At 56.6% G+C, this 21,855-nt stretch carries 14 protein-coding genes; 9 read left to right on the top strand and 5 right to left on the bottom strand.

Annotated features, from left to right (window positions below; genetic code table 11):
• Positions 1 to 136 precede the first annotated feature (136 nt).
• Positions 137 to 1,501: a sigma-70 family RNA polymerase sigma factor gene (locus RID21_RS06000; RefSeq protein ID WP_350187713.1), complete on the top strand. Its 1,365-nt coding sequence runs from the start codon at positions 137 to 139 to the stop codon at positions 1,499 to 1,501.
• An 82-nt stretch (positions 1,502 to 1,583) separates the two neighbouring features.
• Here the strand turns inward: RID21_RS06000 and RID21_RS05995 are convergent, their stop codons facing one another.
• On the bottom strand, positions 1,584 to 2,114 hold the full coding sequence (locus RID21_RS05995) for a hypothetical protein (protein ID WP_350187711.1): 531 nt from the start codon (positions 2,112 to 2,114) through the stop codon (positions 1,584 to 1,586).
• 209 nt (positions 2,115 to 2,323) lie between these two features.
• Here RID21_RS05995 and RID21_RS05990 point away from each other — a divergent pair, with 209 nt between their 5' ends.
• Entirely contained in the window at positions 2,324 to 2,623 is a 300-nt protein-coding gene (locus tag RID21_RS05990; RefSeq protein ID WP_350187709.1) for a DUF4177 domain-containing protein, read from the top strand.
• A gap of 121 nt (positions 2,624 to 2,744) precedes the next feature.
• Here the strand turns inward: RID21_RS05990 and RID21_RS05985 are convergent, their stop codons facing one another.
• The 3 genes from RID21_RS05985 to RID21_RS05975 all read right to left on the bottom strand — a co-directional run bounded on the left by RID21_RS05985 (position 2,745) and on the right by RID21_RS05975 (position 5,761).
• Complete coding sequence (locus RID21_RS05985; protein ID WP_350187707.1) at positions 2,745 to 3,275, bottom strand: WD40 repeat domain-containing protein; 531 nt, start codon at positions 3,273 to 3,275, stop codon at positions 2,745 to 2,747.
• A 94-nt stretch (positions 3,276 to 3,369) separates the two neighbouring features.
• Complete coding sequence (locus RID21_RS05980) at positions 3,370 to 3,777, bottom strand: hypothetical protein (protein WP_350187705.1); 408 nt, start codon at positions 3,775 to 3,777, stop codon at positions 3,370 to 3,372.
• A 526-nt stretch (positions 3,778 to 4,303) separates the two neighbouring features.
• Positions 4,304 to 5,761 (bottom strand): glycoside hydrolase family protein, encoded by a 1,458-nt coding sequence (locus tag RID21_RS05975; protein ID WP_350187703.1) that lies wholly within the window; start codon positions 5,759 to 5,761, stop codon positions 4,304 to 4,306.
• A gap of 283 nt (positions 5,762 to 6,044) precedes the next feature.
• Here RID21_RS05975 and RID21_RS05970 point away from each other — a divergent pair, with 283 nt between their 5' ends.
• On the top strand, positions 6,045 to 6,869 hold the full coding sequence (locus tag RID21_RS05970) for a class II glutamine amidotransferase (RefSeq protein WP_350187701.1): 825 nt from the start codon (positions 6,045 to 6,047) through the stop codon (positions 6,867 to 6,869).
• 5 nt (positions 6,870 to 6,874) lie between these two features.
• On the opposite strand, the gene RID21_RS05965 is transcribed toward RID21_RS05970, so the two are convergent.
• Entirely contained in the window at positions 6,875 to 7,327 is a 453-nt protein-coding gene (locus tag RID21_RS05965) for a hypothetical protein (protein WP_145038608.1), read from the bottom strand.
• A gap of 232 nt (positions 7,328 to 7,559) precedes the next feature.
• On the opposite strand from RID21_RS05965, the gene RID21_RS05960 reads away from it, so the two are divergent.
• The 6 genes from RID21_RS05960 (at position 7,560) to RID21_RS05935 (ending at position 21,829) form a co-directional block, all read left to right on the top strand.
• A complete protein-coding gene (locus RID21_RS05960; RefSeq protein ID WP_350187699.1) occupies positions 7,560 to 10,562 on the top strand; it encodes a PVC-type heme-binding CxxCH protein in 3,003 nt (1,000 codons plus the stop codon).
• 147 nt (positions 10,563 to 10,709) lie between these two features.
• A complete protein-coding gene (locus RID21_RS05955) occupies positions 10,710 to 14,072 on the top strand; it encodes a PSD1 and planctomycete cytochrome C domain-containing protein (RefSeq protein ID WP_350187697.1) in 3,363 nt (1,120 codons plus the stop codon).
• A 44-nt stretch (positions 14,073 to 14,116) separates the two neighbouring features.
• Positions 14,117 to 15,601: a DUF1501 domain-containing protein gene (locus RID21_RS05950; protein ID WP_350187696.1), complete on the top strand. Its 1,485-nt coding sequence runs from the start codon at positions 14,117 to 14,119 to the stop codon at positions 15,599 to 15,601.
• 100 nt (positions 15,602 to 15,701) lie between these two features.
• Positions 15,702 to 17,816, top strand: a complete 2,115-nt coding sequence (locus RID21_RS05945; protein WP_350187695.1) for a PPC domain-containing protein — start codon at positions 15,702 to 15,704, stop codon at positions 17,814 to 17,816.
• 75 nt (positions 17,817 to 17,891) lie between these two features.
• Positions 17,892 to 20,402, top strand: coding sequence for a DUF1549 domain-containing protein (locus RID21_RS05940; protein WP_350187693.1), 2,511 nt, complete (start codon positions 17,892 to 17,894; stop codon positions 20,400 to 20,402).
• A gap of 47 nt (positions 20,403 to 20,449) precedes the next feature.
• Positions 20,450 to 21,829, top strand: a complete 1,380-nt coding sequence (locus RID21_RS05935; RefSeq protein ID WP_350187691.1) for a DUF1501 domain-containing protein — start codon at positions 20,450 to 20,452, stop codon at positions 21,827 to 21,829.
• Positions 21,830 to 21,855 lie beyond the last annotated feature (26 nt).

Raw genomic sequence — 21,855 nt, 5'->3', positions numbered from 1 at the left:
AGGCATCTCTCCTCTGGGGGTGCATCCGATTTACCGGTAAGATTGGTCAAAGAATCTGCCAGAATATAAAAAATTTTTCCCATGTCCCCCTGCAACGTATCTGAACAGAGTGAAGGCGTATTCCAGAGTGCCGAAATTGAATTCACAACAACTGCTGGAGATGTACCAGGCAGGCGAGAACGAAGCAGCGACGGTCCTGTTTGACCGTTATGTCGCACGGCTCATCGCCCTGGCGCGGAGCCGTATCGGGGCCAGGCTCCGTCGTCGAATCGATCCCGAGGACGTTATCCAGTCTGCTTATCGCAGTTTTTTCGTGCATGCCCGGGTCGGAGAGTACCAGTTGCAAAAGACGGGGGACCTCTGGCGTCTACTGGCAGGCATCACGCTGCATAAGCTCTACGGTCAGATTGAAAAGCACACGGCGGGAAAGAGAAGCATTGATCGTGAAGCACCTCCAGACACCATTCTCGCGACTGCAACCGTTCCCGAACCTGCGCCGTCAGAGGTCGTCGCGATCATCGAAGAATTAAGCCTGCTCATCCAGGACCTGCCTTCGGAGGAACGACTCGTCCTCACGGCCAGCCTCCAGGGGCAGGAGAATGCAGAGATCTCTAGCACCATCGGGAAATCAGAGAGAACCGTCCGGCGTCTGCTGGCAAATGCCCGCAATAAGCTGGAACAACGCTTGTTGCATCACAACACGCCCGAGGCTGACTTTCAGCTCCCCGCAGAGGAATACGCTGCTCCCTTGCGCTATGAAGATTACGTGCTCGAACAGTTACTCGGATCAGGTGGCATGGGCAAGGTATTTCGTGCCAGAGTGAAAGGGACACAACAGAAAGTCGCCATCAAGGCACTGCATAAAAAACGCCAGTCCGACAGGCGTGCCGTCTCGCAGTTCGTCAATGAGGCACAGGTTCTCACAAAGTTACAGCACCCGCATCTCGTACGCGTCGAGGGTCTGGGACGATTCCCCCACGGGGGCTACTTCATGGTGATGGACTATATTGACGGCGTCGATTTGCAGTCGCAACTGCAAACCGGACCTTTTACCACCCCAGAAGCGGTCAGCATCATTCTTCACGTCTCAGACGCCATCGGTTATGCACACGACCAGGGCATCATTCATTGTGACCTCAAACCGGCGAACATCCTGCGTGATCAACGGGACAACATTCGAGTAACGGATTTCGGCTTCGCCTATCTGATTGCAGGCAGCACCACACCAGTCAACAGCATCGGCGGTACCGCAGGATATCTCGCACCGGAAATCCTCAATCGCCAGAGTCTGCCCGCCCCCACAACCGACATTTTCAGCCTGGGTGTGCTGCTCTGGACTCTGATCACCGGCACGCTACCCGCATCCCCATTCAAGCTGACCGGTGTAAAGCAGCAACAGGCCCCCGTAGCCCATATCGTCAAACGCTGTCTCTCCCCAACGCCTCAAAACCGCTTTCAGAAAACCAGCGAACTGCAACAGGCACTGCTGACTCTTCAATAAGCACAAGGATAGACCGGGGCTCTCTCCTGCGATTAATTTCAGAAGACGAAAAGATCCCCGCTCCGCCTGAATTCAGCTCACCTCAGTCCCGCTCGCTGAGTGCTTCTACAAAGGCTTCCACCGTGGGTTCGGGGCCTTCACCAAAGTTCATATGACGCTGTTTGTCCCATCCCGCCAGCACGGTCCGGGGACCGTCAGGCAGGGAGACGCTTTTTTCCAGCGTATAATAATGCGCCGTCACCTGATCCGGATCGGGGGGCGGGTCTGCAGCCAGATCGATGGTCACCAGCACGGCCATCATGTACGCTTCCGCGGCTTCCTGAGGTTCCGGCATCTCAATCACCACGCAGGGATAGTCGTTCAACCGAAGCGGATGCAATTTGATTTCCGCAGCTTCAAACCCCGCCTCACGTCCACACTGCTCGACCACATCCTTCAGTAAAGCCTCCATAAAGGAACCGGTATCGGGCGAAGCTGCGATCGCCAGCAACTGCAGCGGTTCCGCCAGCGCAATCTGTCGCAAGGCATAATGCGCAAACACATAGTGCGGCGAGGGACCTTCATCGTCGGGCGTCGGTTCCGGTTCGCGTTTCAGAAAATCAAACAGTCCCATCGCGTTTCCCCCTGACCCGGTCATTAAGTATGTGTGCTACCGACACAGAATGTCTTCGATATCTCTCCCCTGAGTCGGCCTGCCAGGCCAACCGGTTTCAGCGCCTGGTTGACACTATACAAAACAATGCTAGTGTAAGACAGAAAGAAATTCCGTATTTTGTCCTTCAGTCACGATCAGCGTTCACTTTGTATTCAGGAGATATTCCAATGACGACTCACCGCATACTCTTCACAGCACTTGCACTCATCATCTGCGCTGCGATTCTCTTTTCACAAACTCCTCCCCCCGTCGCACAGGCAGCAGCTATGCACGCTGCACCAGCCTGGGAATATAAAATCGCGGATGCCAGCGTGAAATTAGGGGAGTTGGAAACAGCCGGCGAGATCACGAATGCACGCATCAAAGCCGCGCTCGAACAGTTCTTAAACCAACAGGGAGCCAACGGCTGGGAACTCGTCTCCTACTCGGGAACAATGGCGGTCTATAAGCGTGCAGTGAGAAATTAACTGGTAGATGTGTGACAGCAACTGTTCCTGCTCACTTTTCTGCCCGTCCGATATTTAATTGAGCCCCTCTTCTTCAGGTAATATTGCTACCATTCTCGACGCAATTCTGGTTGCAAGTTTTTTATTCGCCATTTTCTTTGAGCGAGAATACATAGAGGCTGTTGTCCCAGCATCCCACCAGGATTCGATCACCTGCAGGCGAATACTCCACAGCGATGTTGCGTTCCCTGGTCGCTTTTTTCTTGTGGGCAATCACCTGGCCCTCAAAATCAAACACGGTCAGGTCGGTCGATGTGCCGGTTACGACCATTTGACGTTTGGGAAAGGAGACATCCAGTTCAATGTGTCCGTTACGTGCATCAAAAGAGTTGGTCTGTTTTGTCTTCAGATTATGAACGAACACCTTTCCCGTAGCCCAACTGTTGTCTCTGGTATAGATCAACATGTCCGCTCCACTGTCGCGAATGTGACTGAAGAAAGGAGCGTCGATCACAGAGACCGTCTTATCTGGTTTCTCCCTGATGCGTTTGCCGCGAAAGAAAACGTCGCGATTCGAACCCAGGTCCCGCACACACAACACCTCTTCATCGGCAATCACCGCCACACGGTTCCCCTCGGGTGATGCCGTTATCTCAGTGGGCGAAACGTCCATCTCGAACGATTTGAGAGGTTTGTTGTATTCAGAATCGAGAAGATAAGCATTGCGACTGTAGAATTCAGAATAAGTGCCAACCAGCAGCCGTCCGTCATTGGGAACAAAGGCGAGGCGGGTCAGAACTGTGAATCTTAAGCCCAGGATCTGCCTTGAAGATAATCTTGCCACTGGTGCAGTCAATGACCGAAGTCGTGAAGTCATCCCCGAGAATGGCCAGCCGTTTCGTATCGCGCGAAACGCTCCAGTCGGTCAGCCTGCCAACATCGCGCACAGCCCATGCGACCTTCCCCGTCTTTGTGGATACACATAGCACGTCGTCCTGGGACCAGCAGACGATACGCTCGTCATCAACCCATGACGCATAGTCGATCCGCGCCGGCCACTTCGCTTCAGGATCTTTGATCGCCACAACATGGCGGAACACGAGCTCAAGCTCCGCACCGGCAGCCGACAGGTTGAGAAAGGCGAATAGTAATGCGGTGATGAGGAGAAATCGCATAGGAATTACTCCAGACTGAAGAGATTCTAAAGAGTAAATCTCATCAGAAATAAAACATGACTCATTGAATATATCATTCTTAACAGATAATCGGCTAAGTGTAACAATGCCTTAAACAATGGAAATAATCTGCAGTCGAACCAGCTGTTTTCCGCAGCAGGGACACTCGATCGGTTCGAATTCATCTGGTACACACCAGGTATCAATTTGCCTTTCATGTTGATGTCGATTCAACTCGCACAACTGACTAATTCTTTCATTCACTTGTTCTTCAGTTGGCGAAGAAGAAATCCTCTCAGTAATACCACTTAACTTCAGAACACGAATCTGTTGTGAGTGCTGATCTTGAAACACAACGTCCAGAGTATCCGATGCTGGAATATACGAACTGACAAACGGAGCAGTAGCATAATCGCAGTTGTCACATGAAAGTTTTGTCTGAAACATCTGAGGACAGCTCCCCTGAACGTGGATGCCAGATCATCAAAATGATTCAACAGCCTAGGTATACTTACTTTGATCCTTATCACTCCCCATTCCGAAACCGCAGCGAATACAAATCCGCATCTTTCAACACAAACCGCACCCGGATCGGCTTTCCGGCAAACTGGCTCAAATCGCTCTTCCCTTTCCAGGTCATCACGTGGTCCAGTTCGTCGCCGTAGAATTCTTCGCTCTCCTTTATACTGAACCCGGGAAGTGGCTGCCCTTCTGCATCCAGCAGTTCACATTTCACACTGCCGGCCGCTGAGGTAGACAGGTTCAACTCCAGTTCGACCGGCGTTTTTTCTTTTCCCTGGGGGCCATCGAATGTAATAAGTCGCGTGGTCATTTCGCCGCCGGTAAACGGAGCGTTGATCGACACGAAACCGTCCTGACGTAAAGTGAACCGTCGCAGTCGGCAGGGGCCGACGTAATAATTCTCAATCGCATACAGCGACAGTTCCGGCACGTGACCCGGCAGCGGGCTCGGCGTCGTGGTAATGCCCCAGGCGATGTGGTTATTACGCTGCCACCAGCGTTCCCGATTCTGCCCGGGACGGAGGAACGCTTCATCCCAGCGGTTCCAGTGCATGCCGTCCCGGCTCGTCATTAACACGCCATCACTCACGCCGGGGTGATTGTTTTTCGGATCCGGGTGCCAGGCCGCCTTGCGACTGGGTACGAACCGTTTGGGAAACGCCAGGAACAGGTGCGGTGCCCGGGGATAGGCGATCGTCGCATTCGTATAGAGATGCTGCGGCGGCGAATTTTTGATGTCGATGAACTTAGGCGGCGTCCAGTTCACAAAATCATCTGAGGTGCAGGTCATAATCGCCCGCACCTTATTGGTAAAGCCGCGATGAAAATCGACATACTCCTGACGGTGCTCATCCCAGAACGCCAGGTTCTGTGAATCAAAGGCCCCCTTCGTAATCACCGGCTTGTCTTTCAGCAATCGCCAGTGAATCCCGTCAGCGGAGGCGAACGCATACAGGCCCCCCTTACCCCGTCCCAGGGACTTATACTTCTCATCGGCCTTGCACGCGGGATTCGTATCCAGGAACGGGGAGAAATTGTGCGCACCGATCCCCATCCAGACGATGTTATTCTGCTTCGAACCGTTGAATTCAAACAGCCCCAGGTCAGGCTTCCGCCAGTGGATTGCATCGTCACTCTCGGCATAGCAGACGACCTCATGCGTGACCTTGCCTTTGCTCCAGTCGTGATGCGCGCCGCGATAATACATGCGGTACAGGTCGCCATCTTTCAGGATGCGGACATAATAACTGATGTTCCCTTCAGCCGGAGCATCGTAGGTGATCGCGATCTCCCGGGGCACCGGGTGATGCAGTTCCTGGCGGGCACCGTCGAGACTGCCGATCATCCAGTCGTCAATGAACAGTTCGCGCCGCGAACCAATGTGAGCCGGTTCCTCCGCAGAGAGAATACCGGACAGAAGCATAAGAAAACACAGGCACAGCAGGGACGCACGCACTCGCATGAGAGGCTCCTCGAGTCAGATCAGCGGTTAACAAATTTGAGTGAAGACCGTCGGTCTTCCCAATCAGGTTAACATCCGATCCCAAGAGACCGGCTTTTCAACCCGCGTGCCACAGGTCAGTATACCGCGGCCCAAAATGAAATCAAATGCGTTCCTCCGAAATCACTAAGATCACTCCACTGCTGCAAAGTGATTCGAAGCTACTACTGGCGGCAGTCACCATCCGTTACAATAATTGTCAGAACAAAAACCGTTCCTGATCTCTGAATAGGAGTCGTCGCCCATGTGTCGCTGGCTGGCTTACACCGGATCGCCTCTGCAACTAAGTGCCCTGCTCACCCGCCCCAATCATTCACTCATCGACCAGAGTCGGCACGCGACACAAAACGTCGAAGCCCTCAACGGCGACGGCTTCGGGGTCGGCTGGTATGGTGACGATCCCACACCGGGTCTCTACCGCGATACGCATCCCGCCTGGAACGACGCCAACTTCCGCCACCTGGCCGATCACATCCGCTCGCGGCTCTTTCTCGCACACGTCCGCGCCTCGACCGGCACCGCAGTCCAGAATACGAACTCGCATCCCTTCAGTTTCGATAACTGGCTCTTTCAGCACAACGGTTCAATCCCCGCGTTCCGCTCTCTCAAACGACAACTGCTGTTCGATGTCGACCCTGAACTGTTCCCGTTCATTGAAGGTTCCACCGATTCCGAAACGCTGTTCTTCCTCGCGCTGACATTCGGCCTGCGTGACGATCCTCCCGCAGCCCTGGCACGGGCGATCGGTCATGTGGAACAAGTCCGCAAAGCTGCGGGGATCGAAGTTCCACTCTTCGTCAGTGCCTGCGCGACGAATGGCGAACAGCTCTGGGCGATCCGCTATTCCAGCAATCATCAGTCGCGGACGCTCTATCACAGTTCGCATCTACATGCCCTGCACGAGATCGACGGAACTTACGCCCCCCTGCCCGACGACGCCACGATCGTCGTTTCCGAACCTTTGGACGAATTGACCAGTCACTGGGAAGAGGTCCCCGAGTCGGCGCTGCTCACTGTTTCAGGGGGCTCGGCGACGGTAAGTTCGTTCTCACCCATGTTGCCGAATTGATGAACTTAACCGGCCATCTGTCCCGGAAGCACCCGCAGCAGATAGCCGGCCAGCAGGACGCCGCGCCCCGTCCAGGCCAGCGTGCGGACCCAGTTCGTCGCAACCAGCAGTCGGATCTGGTGACTGTCATATCCCTGGATTAGCTTATGATGCCGGGGAACCTGCAGCAGGGCGGTCGAGAACCAGACCACGAACAGCAGCCCGACTCCGCTCCAGGCTTCCAACGGAGTGAAGCCGATGGGTGCCCAGTAAACCAGGGCAATCGTACTGAAGGCTTCAATCAGCATCATCGGTCCCACCACCAGAGTGGTGCGCAGCTGATGCGCTGTCTGGAAAGTGATGAATTCATTCCGCCCCACGAGCGCAAACACAGGGTAATGGGCCACCTGCACGAACCAGATCAGGCCCACCATGTAAAACGTCGATACCAGTTGCAGCAGAAATAGAATCTTCAACACGGTTTTTCTCCCCGGAACAGTTGTTGATATTCTACTTTAGTCCCAGCCCGCGAATTGCCGACCCCCGAAATCAGAATTTCCATGCAAAAAACAGTCTCCTCTGCAGGCGCATCCATGATCTTCTGTTCTTCGTTTGAGCTCCGCTCTTGTAATGCCCTGCGGCATTGTGCAGGATAAGTAACACCACAAAGCGATCTTGTGACCAGTCCTTAACATTTCTGGAGACTCAGAGATGCATCAGCTGCTTCCGGAGAGATCCCGTTGCGTTTCCCGGCTTTGTTACCACATCTTCGCTCTATTACTGGCCAGTTTGAGCACCGTCGGTCTCTTCGCCCAGGGCTTCGCACCCTCAGAAGCAGTAAAACAGATGACGGTCGCCGCAGGATATGAAGTGGAACTGGTCGCCTCTGAACCACTGGTAAGACAGCCGGTCTCCATTGACTTTGATGACCGGGGCCGTCTCTGGGTCATTCAGTATCTGCAGTACCCCAACCCCGCAGGTCTGAAACGGGTCAAGGTCGATCAACACACCCGCTCTCAATACGACCGGGTTCCCGAGCCTCCGCCACATGGCCCTCGGGGCGCCGACCGACTGACGATCCTGGAAGACACCGATCACGACGGACGCTTCGACCAGGCACACGACTTTGTAGACGGTCTGAATCTCGCCTCCGGGTTTGCTCTCGGGAATGGCGGCGTCTACGTATTGCAGGCGCCCTACCTGCTCTTCTACCCGGACCGCAACCGCGATGACAAGCCTGATGGAAATCCCGAAGTGCTGCTCAAAGGCTTCGGTATGGATGACGCGAGCGCCGTCGCGAATTCACTGACCTGGGGACCGGACGGCTGGCTCTACGGCTGCCAGGGGAGCACCGTCACCGCCCGGATTCGCGGCGTCAAATTCGTGCAGGCGATCTGGCGCTATCACCCCCGCACGAAAGTATTCGAGCTCTTCGCCGAAGGGGGCGGCAACATGTGGGGGCTCGACTTCGATCGTCAGGGCAATCTACTGGCCAGTACCAACCTGGGCGGCTTCGTCCTGCTGCACATCGTCCAGGAAGGCTACTACTGGAAACAGTTCTCCAAGCACGGCCCGTTACGGAATCCGTATACGTTCGGTTATTTCGATCATGCCCCTCATAAGAATTTCAAGGGCGGACACGTTACCGTGGGAGGCACCATCTATCAGGGGCTCCTGTTTCCCGAAGCACTGCACGGCAAGTACATCAGCGGCAATCTGCTGGGCCATGAAATCCAGTATCACAGTCTGATCCCCGACGGCACCACGTTTCGTACTGAGCACGGAGACACGCTGGTCCAGGCCAACGACAGCTGGTTCGCGCCCACCGATATGACCGTCGGCCCCGCGGGAGCAGTCTACTTCACAGACTGGCACGACAAACGCACTGCCCATCCCAATCCCGACGCTGACTGGGATCGCAGTAACGGACGCATCTACCGCCTCAAACCCCATGGCAGTAAACTCGAACCGACACTCCAGGTCCATGATTTAAGCAACGAGCGCCTGATCGAACTTTTACAACAGCCCAATGAATGGTACGTCCGCGCCGCCCGCCGTGAACTGATGACCCGCAAAGATCCCCAGGTTCCAGACACGCTCAAAAGACTGCTGACAGAAAAACGCAGCGACCACCAGGCACTGCAACTGCTCTGGACGCTCGCGTCTCTCGACGCACTCGATGAAACAACCGCGGTCCAAATGCTTCAGCATAAGAACCCCTCAGTCCGCAGCTGGACCATTCGGCTGCTGGGCGATCGACGCACTGTCTCTCCCGACATGGCCCAACGCTTGATTCAGCGCGCCCAAACCGACGCCAGTCCCCAGGTCCGCAGCCAGCTCGCTTCCACCGCCGCCCGGTTCCCCGCTGATCCCGCGCTGGCCATCGCAACGCACATTCTGAACCGGAACCTCGATCAGGCCGATCCCTACATTCCGTTACTGCTCTGGTGGGCCATTGAAAAACAGGCCCTCACCGCCATCGATGAAATCGAACAACGTTTTGTGACATCCGCAGCCTGGCAGCAGCCCTTTGTCAGTCAGGTCATTCAACCACGCATGATGAAACGCTACGCTGCCGCTGCCACACCGCGCACTCTCCAGGTCTGTCAACGGTTGCTGGCGACTGCTCCGGAGTCACAACAGGCTGAACTGCTGCAGGCCCTCGACGCCGGACTGGCACTCTCAGGACAGGGACAACTCAAACCAGACCAGGTACCAGGCGAACTCGCGGAGCAACTCGCCACGCAATGGCAGGCCCATCCCGAAGACCTCGTGCTCATGCGACTCAACGCCCGGCTCGGCAATCCCGCCGTCCTGCAGCAGGCACTCGAAATTGTCATTGATGAAAAACAACCACTTGCCCAACGCACCACAATGCTCAAATTCCTGCAACAGTTTGGGAACGAAACAGTCATCGCCCCCCTGCTCCCACTGCTTCAGCCCGTTCAATCCGCAACACTCAGGCAACAAGCCATGCTCGTTCTGTCCCGCTATGCCGATGACCGCATCAGCCAGGCGCTGCTCAAATCATATCCCGACTACGATGCCTCCTCACGAACCCAGGCCCGTCGCGTCCTCTTCACCCGTCAGCCCTGGGCACTCGCGTTTCTTAGACAGGTCGATGAGGGAAAGCTGCCGGCAGGCGATCTCGATCTGCAGGAACTGACAACACTCAACAGTCTGGGAAACAAAACCATCAGCGAACTCACCGCGAAGCACTGGGGACAGATCAACCAAAGCGATTCGCAGCACAAGATCACCGAGATCCGCCGCGTCCGTTTTCTGTTGAAGCATCCGGGTAACGCCCAGCGCGGCAGCCAGCTGTTCCAGAAACAGTGCGGCACCTGTCATCAACTGCATGGCACCGGCAACAAGCTGGGGCCCGACCTTACGACCGCCAACCGGGGTGATTTGAATTATCTGCTGGAGAGCATAATCGACCCCAATCGATTTGTCCGCAAAGAGTATGTGGCCTCAATCGTCATCACCCGCGACGGACGCGTCATCACCGGCATCATTAAATCAGATGAACCCGCACAGATCCGCATCGCCAACAACAAAAACGAACTGACCACCATCCGCCGGGATGACATCGAAGAGATCCACGATTCCCCCGTCTCACTGATGCCGGAAAAAATCCTCAAACAACTCAGCGAGCAGGAACTCCAGGATCTGTTCGCCTACCTGCAGGGACCGCCTCCGAAAAAACTCTGAAATCTCCGCGCACACGCATCGACAGATTTAAATATATTGAATCATCACCATGATTCTGTTATATTAAGAATCTTAATATATTGTGCCTGCCTTACGTGAAAATCAGTTTCTCCTGCGATTTTCACCGACACATACGGAGCCCGCCACATGACTGCCAACCGACTCACGGATTGCATTGTACTGCTGGCACTGAGCCTCTGCGGAACCGCTCCCCTCTCTGCAGCGGATTCGGTCGATTATCTCAAGCAGATCAAGCCGCTGCTCCGCACGAAATGTCAGTCTTGCCATGGCGCCTTAAAACAGAATTCCAGCTTTCGCGTTGACACCGCTGAGTTCATCCGTAAAGGGGGCGACTCCGGTCCCGGCTTCGAACCAGGCAAGGCGGACGACAGTCTGCTGCTGGGCGTACTGACCGGTGACGCCGGCTTCAAGATGCCCCCGGAAGGAGCGGGCAAACCGCTCACCCCGGATGAACTGGCCCTGTTTCGCCAGTGGATCAACGCTGGTGCCCCCGCTCCGGAAAATGAAGTTCCCGAACAGGATCCGCGGCAGTTCTGGTCTTACCAGACGCCGGTCAAACCAAAGGTCCCCGAAGTCAAAAACAAAGCCTGGGTGCGTAACGAAATTGACGCCTTCCTCGCCGCGGAGCACGAACAACACAATCTGGTCCCCCGCCCTCCCGCAGAACCGGCGGTCCTGATTCGACGCTTGTACCTCGACCTCACTGGTCTCCCCCCCACCACGGCAGAACTGGAAGCCTTCCTCGCTGATCCTTCTGAAGAAGCTTATGTCAAAACAGTCGACAAGCTGCTCGCCAGCCCCCGCTACGGGGAACGCTGGGGACGGCACTGGATGGACGTCTGGCGATACAGCGACTGGTACGGCTCCCGCGGAATCAACGAGATCCGTTACAGCCAGCGGCACATCTGGCGCTGGCGGGACTGGATCGTCGAATCGGTCAACGCTGACAAGCCCTACGACCGGATGATCGTCGAGATGCTGGCCGGCGATGAACTCGAACCGGACAATCCCGATGTCGTCCGGGCCACCGGCTTCCTGGGTCGCAACTGGTACAAGTTCGATCGCAATGTCTGGATGTTTGATACCGTCGAGCACACGTCCGTCGCCTTCCTGGGACTGACGATGAAATGCGCCCGCTGCCACGATCACAAATACGATCCTCTGGATCAGGTCGAATACTACCGCTTCCGCGCATTCTTCGAGCCGCACAATGTCCGTACCGATGCCCTCTCAGGCACGGTCGACAAAGAAAAAGATGCCACACTGGGCATGGTCCTCAAAGACGGTCTTGCACGCGTGTTCGACAAGGAACTGGAACAGCCCACCTATCTCTTCCAGCGCGGCGACGATCGCCAGCCTGACAAAGAGCATCCCCTCACCCCCGCGGTCCCGGTGAACCTCACTAAGGAACCGGTAACCATCAAGCCGGTCGAACTCCCCCTGTCCAGCTACTACCCGGCGTTGCGTCCCGAAATCCTCGAAGAAAAAGTGCAGCAGGCCGAGCAGGAAATCAATTCTGCAAAAGAGACGCTGCACAAGTCTGACACCACCATCCAGCAGATCAATCAACAGCTGGCAGACCTGCAACAGGGAATTTCACCAGAGACCGACGCGCGTCCCGCGATCATCAACGAACGCTTCCAGCAGCCGAACCCCGAACTCTGGCAGACCGTTTCGGGAAAATGGGAGTACATCGACGGCTGTCTGCGACAGACCAATACCGGCGCCTTTCGGACCATGGTTTCCCAGATCGATCTGCCGCTGAATTTCCAGGGGCGGCTGCGTTACAAAACCCTGGAACCAGGCCAGATCCATTCGGTCGGTCTCTTCTTTGATGCCGTCGACCTCCGTGATGCCCAGGCCATCTACACCGCGATCAGTAACAACAAACCGACCGTGCAGGCCTTCCACCGCACAGCAGGCCGCGAGTCGTATCCCCGGGCCGGCATCTTCCCCTGTGAAATTGAACTCAATAAAGAGGTCGTCCTCGATTTCGTCGTGGAAGGCCAGCAGCTCAACGTCTGGCTCGATGGCAAACTGAAACTGGCTTACACGATGCCCGTCCCTCGTCAGGCGGGTAAGTTCGCCCTCTGGAATCACTCGGCCCACTCAGAATTTTATGAACTGCGCATCGAACCGCTGGCCCCCGGTTTTCAACTCGCCCAGTCCGTGAAAGAAGACCGGCGTTCCCCCTTCGCGGCCCCCTCGAAAGCCAATCTGCAGCAGGATCTCTCCCTCGCTCAGGCAGCACGCGTGAGCGCCGAATTGAACGTGCAACTGCAACAGGCCGAGCTGAAATCGCTCCGAGCACGGATCGCCGCCGAACAGGCCAAGGTCAAAGAGGCCGCTGATTATGAATCGCTCGCCAAAACGGCCAGCCGCCTTGAACGGGAAGCCGCAGCCGTTCAGGCCTCTCTCACTGTCAAACAGGCGCAGCGGGATCTGGCAACTCTGCCCGCATCCAGAGGAGACCAGCCCGACAAAAAACGGACCGCGGCCGAACAGAAAGTCGCCACCGCAGAGAAGAAACTGCAAGCTGCTCAGGCAGATGTGAAAAAAGATGACACAAAATACACGCCCCTGGGAGAAATATTCCCCCGCACCAGTACCGGCCGCCGCCTGGCCCTGGCCCGCTGGATTGCCGATGAACAGAACCCGCGCACCGCACGGGTGGCCGTGAATCACATCTGGCTGCGTCATTTCAACCAGGCCCTGGTTCCCTCCGTCGCCAACTTCGGCTTGAACGGACGGCTGCCTACGCATCCGGAACTGCTCGACTGGCTCGCGGTCACATTTATGGAACAGGGCTGGCAGATGAAACCCCTGCATCGCCAGATAGTACTCTCCAGTGCCTACCGTATGAGTTCGGCTCCCGGTGAATCTGAATCAAACCGGGCCACTGACCCCAACAACCGTTATCTCTGGCGGATGAACTCCCGCCGCATGGAAGCGGAAATGGTGCGCGACTGCCTGCTCGCCACCGCGGGGACACTCGATGAAACCCGGGGCGGACCAGAACTCGATGAAAAGCAGGGAGAGACCATTCACCGCCGCAGTCTCTACTTCCGCAACACTCCCAACGAAAAAATGGAATTCCTGGAGCTGTTCGATCTGGCCAGTCCGAACGCCTGCTACGAACGGCTCGTCAGCGTCGTGCCACAGCAGGCACTCGCTTTGACCAACAGCTCCCTGTCACTCGATCAGGCCCGCCTGCTGGCAGAACAACTCGAGAAAACAACGAAAACCGATGCCGCGTTTATCCAGGCGGCCTTCAAACAGATTCTCTCCCGTCCCGCGACGGCCGCGGAGATCACTGCCTGCACGAAGTTTTTAGAACGACATACCAGCCTGCTCCAGCAACAGGGGCAGCAGCAGTTTCCCGGCGGAGGGACATCGAAACGTCCACCCGCCGCCGATGCCCGACAACGGGCCCGCGAGAACCTGGTCCACGTCCTCTATAGCCATAACGATTTTGTCACCGTCCGTTAATCCCGAAACTCACAGCGAAACGAATCACATTCAGGAACTCAGCCATGTCTGACCAAACCCCCTCCAACTGGTTCAACTCCTGCGGCCGCGTCTCGCGCCGTTCGTTTCTGAACAATGCCAGCCTGGGACTGACGGGCATCGCCCTGACGGACCTGCTGCAACGTGAAAGTTCGTCTGGTAACGCACTGCAGGCAGCGGAATCGGCCATCATCAACGGACAGCCGCACTTCGCCCCTAAAGCCAAATCGGTGATCTGGTATTTCATGCTGGGGGGCACAAGCCACATGGAGAGCTTCGACCCCAAGCCCGCCCTCAACAAGCATGCGGGCAAGACGATCGGCGATACCGAATATAACGACCTGGTCACCAACTCCCCCTACTATCGCAAAAACGTGCGCGACTTCGGCGGCAAGCCCCGCAAGCTGATGGCCCAGCTCTATCCCCTGCAGGTCGGCTATCGCAAACGGGGCGAGAGCGGCATCGAAATCAGCGACTGGTGGGAGCATGTCGGAAGTTGTGCCGATGACCTGGCCGTCGTCCGCTCGATGTGGACCACCGACAACGATCACGCGGCCCAGCTCCAGTTTCACACGGGCCGCCACATCTTTGACGGCTTCTTCCCTTCCATCGGTTCGTGGGTGCACTACGGGCTGGGATCACTGAATGATAATCTGCCCCAGTTCGTGGTGATGGGTACGCCCCCCGGCGACTGTTGCGGCGGAACCGGCGCCCATGATGGCAGCTACCTGGGCCCGGAACATTCCGGGGTGAAGATGTCCGTCAATCCGAGCAATCCACTCCCCTTCGGCACTCCGGGCAGCAAAGTCTCCCGCGAAGAACGCCGCGGTCAGCTGGAACTCTTAAGCGAACTGAACACGCTCGCCGGTGCCGCCTATCCTGACGATGCCGAAATGCGGGCCCGCATCAAATCCTACGAACTCGCCTTTCGCATGCAGATGGCCGTCCCCGAAGTCGTCAACATCAGCGAGGAAACCGCCGCCACACAGAACCTGTATGGCCTCGATAATCAAGAAACCAAACGCGTCGGCCAGCAGTCGCTGATTGCCCGCCGACTGGTAGAACGGGGCGTCCGTTTTGTGCAGATCTACGACGGCGGCTGGGACGCACATTCCAAACTCAAGCAGAACCACAGCCAGCGGATCGGCCAGGTCGACAAACCAATCGCCGGCCTGCTCAAAGACCTGAAACAACGGGGACTGCTCGATGAAACCCTGGTCGTCTGGGCCACTGAGTTCGGTCGCACCCCCGGCTCCGAACGGTCAGACGGACGCGATCATCATCCCTACGGCTTCTCCATCTGGATGGCCGGTGGTGGCATCAAACAAGGTGTCACACACGGCGCCACCGACGAAATCGGCTTCCACGCGGTCGAACACCGCCACTACGTCACCGACCTGCACGCCACCATCCTGCATCAGCTGGGACTCAATCACCACAGCCTGGAAGTCCCCGGCCACAAACGCCTCGAAATCGACTTTGGCGAACCGATCAAAGAGATCATCGCTTAAGTGCAACCTGAAGACATCATGTTCCTGCCTGATTTTTATAGATAGCTCCGCGTTTACCATGTTAGAAACCAACCTGCGACAATCTGCCTGCAGAATCTTGATGAGAGGAACCGTCCTGCTCTGGATGGCGTGCGTCCCGCTGACCGTCAACGCCGCGCCCCCAGACCTGGTGAGCATTTTCCCGCTCAGTTGCCCCGTCGGTGCTACCACGGACGTCAAACTGAAGGGTAAGCAGCTCAAAGACATCCGCCTCGCACAACTGACCGCCCCCGGTGTCTCGATCAAAGTCATCAACGACCAGAGCCTGCAGATCACCGTTCCCGCAGAAACACCACCCGGCGATTACGACCTGCGCGTGTTGACCGGCCAGGGTCTGAGCCAGCCTCACGTTATGCAGATTACCGCCTGGCCCACGACCACCGCAGACGAACAGGCCGACCCCCCGGATTCCGCTGAGACGTTAAAATTACCCGGGGGAGTCGACGCTCGTTTCGATCACACCGGAGACATCGACTGGTACGCATTCGCCGGCACAGCCGGTCAGACCGTGACGATTCGCTGTCGCTCCCGATCGCTGGGAGGCTCAGCCGAACCGCTGTTCACACTCAGTGCCCCCAGTGGAGAAGAGATCGCGTTCGCATCCGCAGCAGATCTGGAACCAGCCCTGCATCTGAAACTGCCCGAGTCAGGCACCTACCGCATCAAGGTCTTCGAACGCGCTTACCGCAGCGATGCGAACAGTGCCTACCATCTTTCGGTCAACACCGGACCACGCCTGTTGGCCGCATTTCCCGCATTGATCCCCGCCAACAAACCAAGCCAGCTCCGCATTCAGGGCCTCGACCTGCCCGGCGTGGCAAAGAATTCCACACAACTCCTGCAGCAGAAAATCATCACCGTTGATCCTGTTACAGACACGGATGTAGCACTGTCAGTTTCATACACCGCCACAAGTCCCCTCGCGCAAGGCTTCTGGCTGCACCTCCCCCATACAGCAGGATCCATGCGGCTGATGACGACCGACACGCCGATCGTCGTCGATCAGGATCCGGAGAATCACTCGCAGACAACGGCGCAAGAGATCCAGATTCCCTGTGACATCGCCGGCCAGTTTCCCCAACCGCGCGATCTGGACTGGTACCGGTTCACCGCTGAGAAGGGTCAACAGTTGAGTCTCGTCGCTTTCGGGGAACGGCTGGGACAACGCATGGATCTCGAACTCTCCCTCTTTGATGACAAAGGCAAGCTGTTACTGAAACTCAATGACCAGAAACAGGCCAAGGGTGACGCCACTCCTGTCTCGGCAGCCTCTCTGGATCCGGAAGGAACCTGGAAAGCCCCCCAGACGGGTACATTCTATCTGCTGGTACGCGATCTGTATGGCGTGAGCCTGGGCGGCTTTGAGCGACAGTACCGGGTGCGTATCACAAACAGAACGCCGGACTTTGGTGTCTTCGCTTTCCCGGGTGAGCTGGAACGGAAGCACGGAATCACGATACATCCAGGGGGACACACGCACGTCGCACTCTACGTCGACCGACAGCATGGATTTGACAAACCCGTCCGCATTCACGCCGTCGAGCTCCCCGAGGGGCTGACTGCTGACGATATCATCATCCCCAAACACCAGTCAGCAGCCGTGCTTTCGATTCGGACGGACCGCAGTCTGACACCAGATATTCTCAACCTGAAACTGCAGGCAACGTCCGAGGATCAGCAGCTCATCCGTGAAGTCCAGCCTCTGACAGTCACTGATGCCAGCACCTTCACACAGGTCAATACACTCGCAGCAGGTATCGCTGAGCCAGCCCCTGTTGTGTTGACGATCGCACCACCGCAACAACCGCTGACCGTGGGTGGTGAACTGGAACTGGCAGCGAAGCTGGAAAGCGGCGAATCATCGATTTCATCCTCCATCGAATTGAAGTGGCACACGGCAATGGTCGATGCCAAGAATAAGAACGTCCCCTTATCCAAGCCCACGAAATCGATCCCCCCCACTCAAACCAAGAGTAAACTGACAGCCACCCTGTCAGATAAACTGCAGCCGGGAGAGTATCTCCTCTGGTTGTCCGCCACCACCAAAGTGGAGTTCTCACCTGCCGCTGATCAGAAACAGAAAAAAGCAAAACCGGTTCCCGTCTCGATTGTGACCAACGTCATCACGCTCAAAGTGGAACCAGAACAGAACCCGAAAAAACCAAAGCAGAAATAGTCATCCGACTCGTATACACAGTCCTGCCAATCGGCATTTTCCTGTGATACTCCATGAATTAGAATCTAAGATGCGATGAACAAATTCAAAGCAAAAACAACCGGAACCAGAATCGTCAGTAGCCTGAGTGCGATCCTGCTCACGATCTGTTGCTGCAGACCGACGCTGCTGTCTGCGGAAACGGAATTCAAACCGGTCAAAATCACTCCCGCAGCCACCGTCCGGATGAAAGTCTGGCCGGAACGCATCCACCTGCGGGGACGCGACAGTCGCCAGCAGCTGCTGATCACAGGCATCACCGCAGCAGAGACCACACACGACCTGACCCGCGCGGTCCACTTCCATTTCAAAGATCCTCAGCTGGCGTCCATCGATGCCGCCGGGGTCCTCACACCACGGGCTGCCGGGAAAACGGAACTCCAGATTAAATGGGGTTCTCACACAAAATCTATCCCCATCGAGATTGAACAGGGAGAAATCTATCTGCCCCTCGATTTCACCAACGACATCGCCCCCATTCTGACCCGCCAGGGCTGTAACGGTGGTGGCTGTCACGGCAAATCAGGCGGACGCGGCGGATTCCAGCTCTCGCTGTTCGGCTTCCAGCCTGAACAGGATTACGAATGGGTCACCCGCGATATCCGCGGTCGGCGGATCTTTCCCGCTTCCCCTGAAGATTCGCTGCTGCTTCGCAAAGCCACGATGAAAATCCCGCACGGCGGTGGTAAGCGACTCGAAGAAAGCAGCCCGGAATATGCCCGCCTGGTCCGTTGGATTGAAGCCAACACGCCGCATGGTCCTTCTGATGCCCCCGAACTGGTCAAGCTGACCGTAGAACCCGAATTCGAATCCCTGGGACACAATGAACAGCAACAACTGACCGGCACCGCACATTATTCGGATGGCTCCACGCGCGATGTGACGCCGCTGGTGGAATTCCGCTCTAATGATACCTCCGTCGGCACCGTCGATGAACGGGGCCTGGTCACCTCGCTGGAACGGACCGGCGAAACATCGGTTCTGGCACTCTACCAGGGTGAAGTCTCCGTCGCGAAAATCCTGGTCCCCTCGACCGAGCAACCAGAGTCCTGGCCCGACTTTCCGATAGCGAACATCATTGACGAGCATATTCAGCGTAAGCTCAAAGTGCTGCAGGTACCCCCTTCCCCGCTGGCCGATGACGCGACATTCATCCGCAGGGCTTCGCTGCAGATTGCCGGACGCATCCCGACGACCGATGAAGTCGAGTCCTATGCGAACAGTACCGATCCCGACAAACGCAACAAGCTGATCGCACGGCTGGTCCGCTCCGGGGACTACGCCGATCACTTCGCCCAGAAGTGGTCCGATCTTTTGCGGAACAAACGCCGCGGCCAGAAACCGCGTCAACCCGGGACGATCGCCTTTCACCGCTGGCTGCGAAACAAGATTGCTGCCAACGTCCCCTACGATGAAATGGTGCGCGGCGTCTTGACGGCGACCGGGGATGTTTCAGTCAATCCCCCGGCCCAGTGGTATGCGGAAGTCCGTTACCTGGACCGGTACGTGGATGACATGGCCCAGGTCTTTCTCGGTCTGCGGATCGGCTGTGCCCGCTGCCATCATCATCCATTTGAAAAATATAGTCAGCAGGATTACTACGGGCTGGCCGCTTTCTTCAGCCGGGTCAATCGGACCGGGGGCACAGGCGTCGCCGAGCGACGGGCCAACGAAATGATCTCCGTTAAACAAACCGGACAGGTCAAACATCCTGTCACCGGAGAAGTCGTGCCGCCCCATGGACTGGGTGGACCGGATCTGGAGATCCCGCCCTTCGAAGACCCCCGGCACTACCTGGTTGACTGGATGACCCAACCAGATAACCCCTACTTTGCCCGGGCTTTCGTGAACCGGATGTGGGCCCATTTCTTCGGTCGCGGCCTTGTGCATCCCCTCGATGACCTGCGAGTCACCAATCCCGCCGCTAATGAATCCCTACTGGCAGAACTGGCGGAGGAATTCACCCGCTCCGGCTATGACATGCGACATATCGTGGAGCTGATCTGCACGAGCAGTACCTACCAGTTGAGTTCACAGGCCAACGAGATCAACCTGGAAGAAACACAGAACTACGCCCGCTTTTACCCGCAGCGACTTTCGGCTGAGGTCCTGCTGGACGCGATTGATGATGTCACCGATTCGCCCACGCGATTCAGTGGCCTCCCCAAAACCACGCGAGCCCTGCAACTGCCCGATGAAGATTACTCCAATCAGTTCCTGACGCTCTTCGGTCGCCCCAAACGCGAGAGTGCCTGCGAATGCGAACGGGTTTCGGAACCGAGCCTCTCGCAATCCTTGTTTGTGATGAATAATGGTTTTGTACTCTCCAAAGCGACGGGGCCCTACGCCGTCGATCTGGCGAAAGACAAGCGTGAAGTAGAACGCAAAGTCCGGGCACTGTTCCTGAAAACCCTCTCCCGCGAACCGACGCCACAGGAAATGCAAAACGCACTGAAATATATCGCCAGCGAAAAAGACCAGAAAACCGCCTTCGGCAATCTGATCTGGACTCTGGTCAACACCAAAGAATTTCTGTTTGTCCATTGAATCAACAGCCAACACGACACACTTCAATTTGAACTGTGGATAGAACCATGAACAGCAAACCGATGCAGCCTTGTCCCGGCCCTGTGGGTCGGCGGGAATTTCTGAAAATTGGCGGACTGGGCCTGGGCGCGCTCTCCGGCGGCTTGGATCCCAACCTGACGCGTCTGCTGGCGGGCGAACAGAGTCCAGCCGGGCTCAACAAGGATTTTTCCGTCATCCTGCTCTGGGCCAACGGCGGTCCCAGCCATATCGATACCTTCGACATGAAACCGCTGGCCCCCTCAGAATACCGGGGGGAATTCAATCCGATCAAAACTAATGTCCCCGGGATGGAGATCTGTCAGCTGCTGCCAAATCTGGCCCAAATGGCGGATAAGTTTTCGATCGTTCGCAGCCTGCACCACAACAGGAATGAACACTCAGGCGGCACCTGTCGATTTCTCTCGGGCTATACACCTACCGCGGCCAATCCCGGTGATGCGGAGTATCCCGAAATGGGATCGGTCGTTGCCAGCCAACTCGAACATCAGGTCCGCGACATTCCCCTGTTTATCGCGAATACCAAATTCTACGGCGGGGGTCCGGCTTACCTGGGACCGGCTTACAGTCCGTTCCTGTTCAGCGGTGATCCCAACAGTTCGAAATTTTCGGTCGGCAATCTTTCCGTCAACGATTCCGCTGCAGCAGCTCTCAAAAAACGCAATCAGCTGCTGAGCCAGTTCGATACGTTCCGCCGTGAACTGGATAAGAGCGGTTCGATGTCCGCGCTGGACAAGTTCAACAATCGGGCGCTGGCCATGCTGACCAGTGACCGGACCAGCAAAGCCTTTGACCTCTCGGCTGAACCGGAGGCGCTTCGCGATGAATACGGGCGGACCACCTGGGGCCAGGGCTTACTGCTGGCCCGTCGTCTGGTGGAATCGGGCGTCAGGCTGGTCCAGTTGCAGGCCAGCTTCCGACTCTCCAAAAAAGCGGGCCGCACCAGCAACTGGGACGACCATTCGGTCAATGCCGACATCTTCCAGGCATATCGGGAACGTATGCCTGTGTTCGACCAGGCGGTACCGGCCCTGATCAATGACCTGCAGCGCCGAGGACTGGATCAGAATGTCCTGTTCATCTTCTGTGGTGAATTCGGTCGCACCCCGCTGGTCCGAAATCAGGACAAAAGCAAACGTCCCGGCCGCGACCACTGGTGCCGTGCCATGAGCATCTTCCTGGCCGGGGGAGGACTCAAAATGGGCCAGGCAATCGGTGCGACCAATGCCAAAGGGGAACATCCCGTCGATCGTGTCATGAACAGCAATGATCTGCTGGCAACGATTTATCAAAAGTTCGGCATCGATACGCACCAGGCCTACTACGACAATACCGGCCGCCCCATCCCGATCCTGACCGACGGCAAACCGATTCCTGAGCTGCTCTAAAGCGACTTAATCACTCCGTAGCCTAT

The organism is Gimesia sp., assembly GCF_040219335.1.
GTDB lineage: Bacteria > Planctomycetota > Planctomycetia > Planctomycetales > Planctomycetaceae > Gimesia.
The sequence above is the reverse complement of the archived record's forward strand: the minus strand, read 5'-3'. Positions and strand labels throughout refer to the sequence as shown.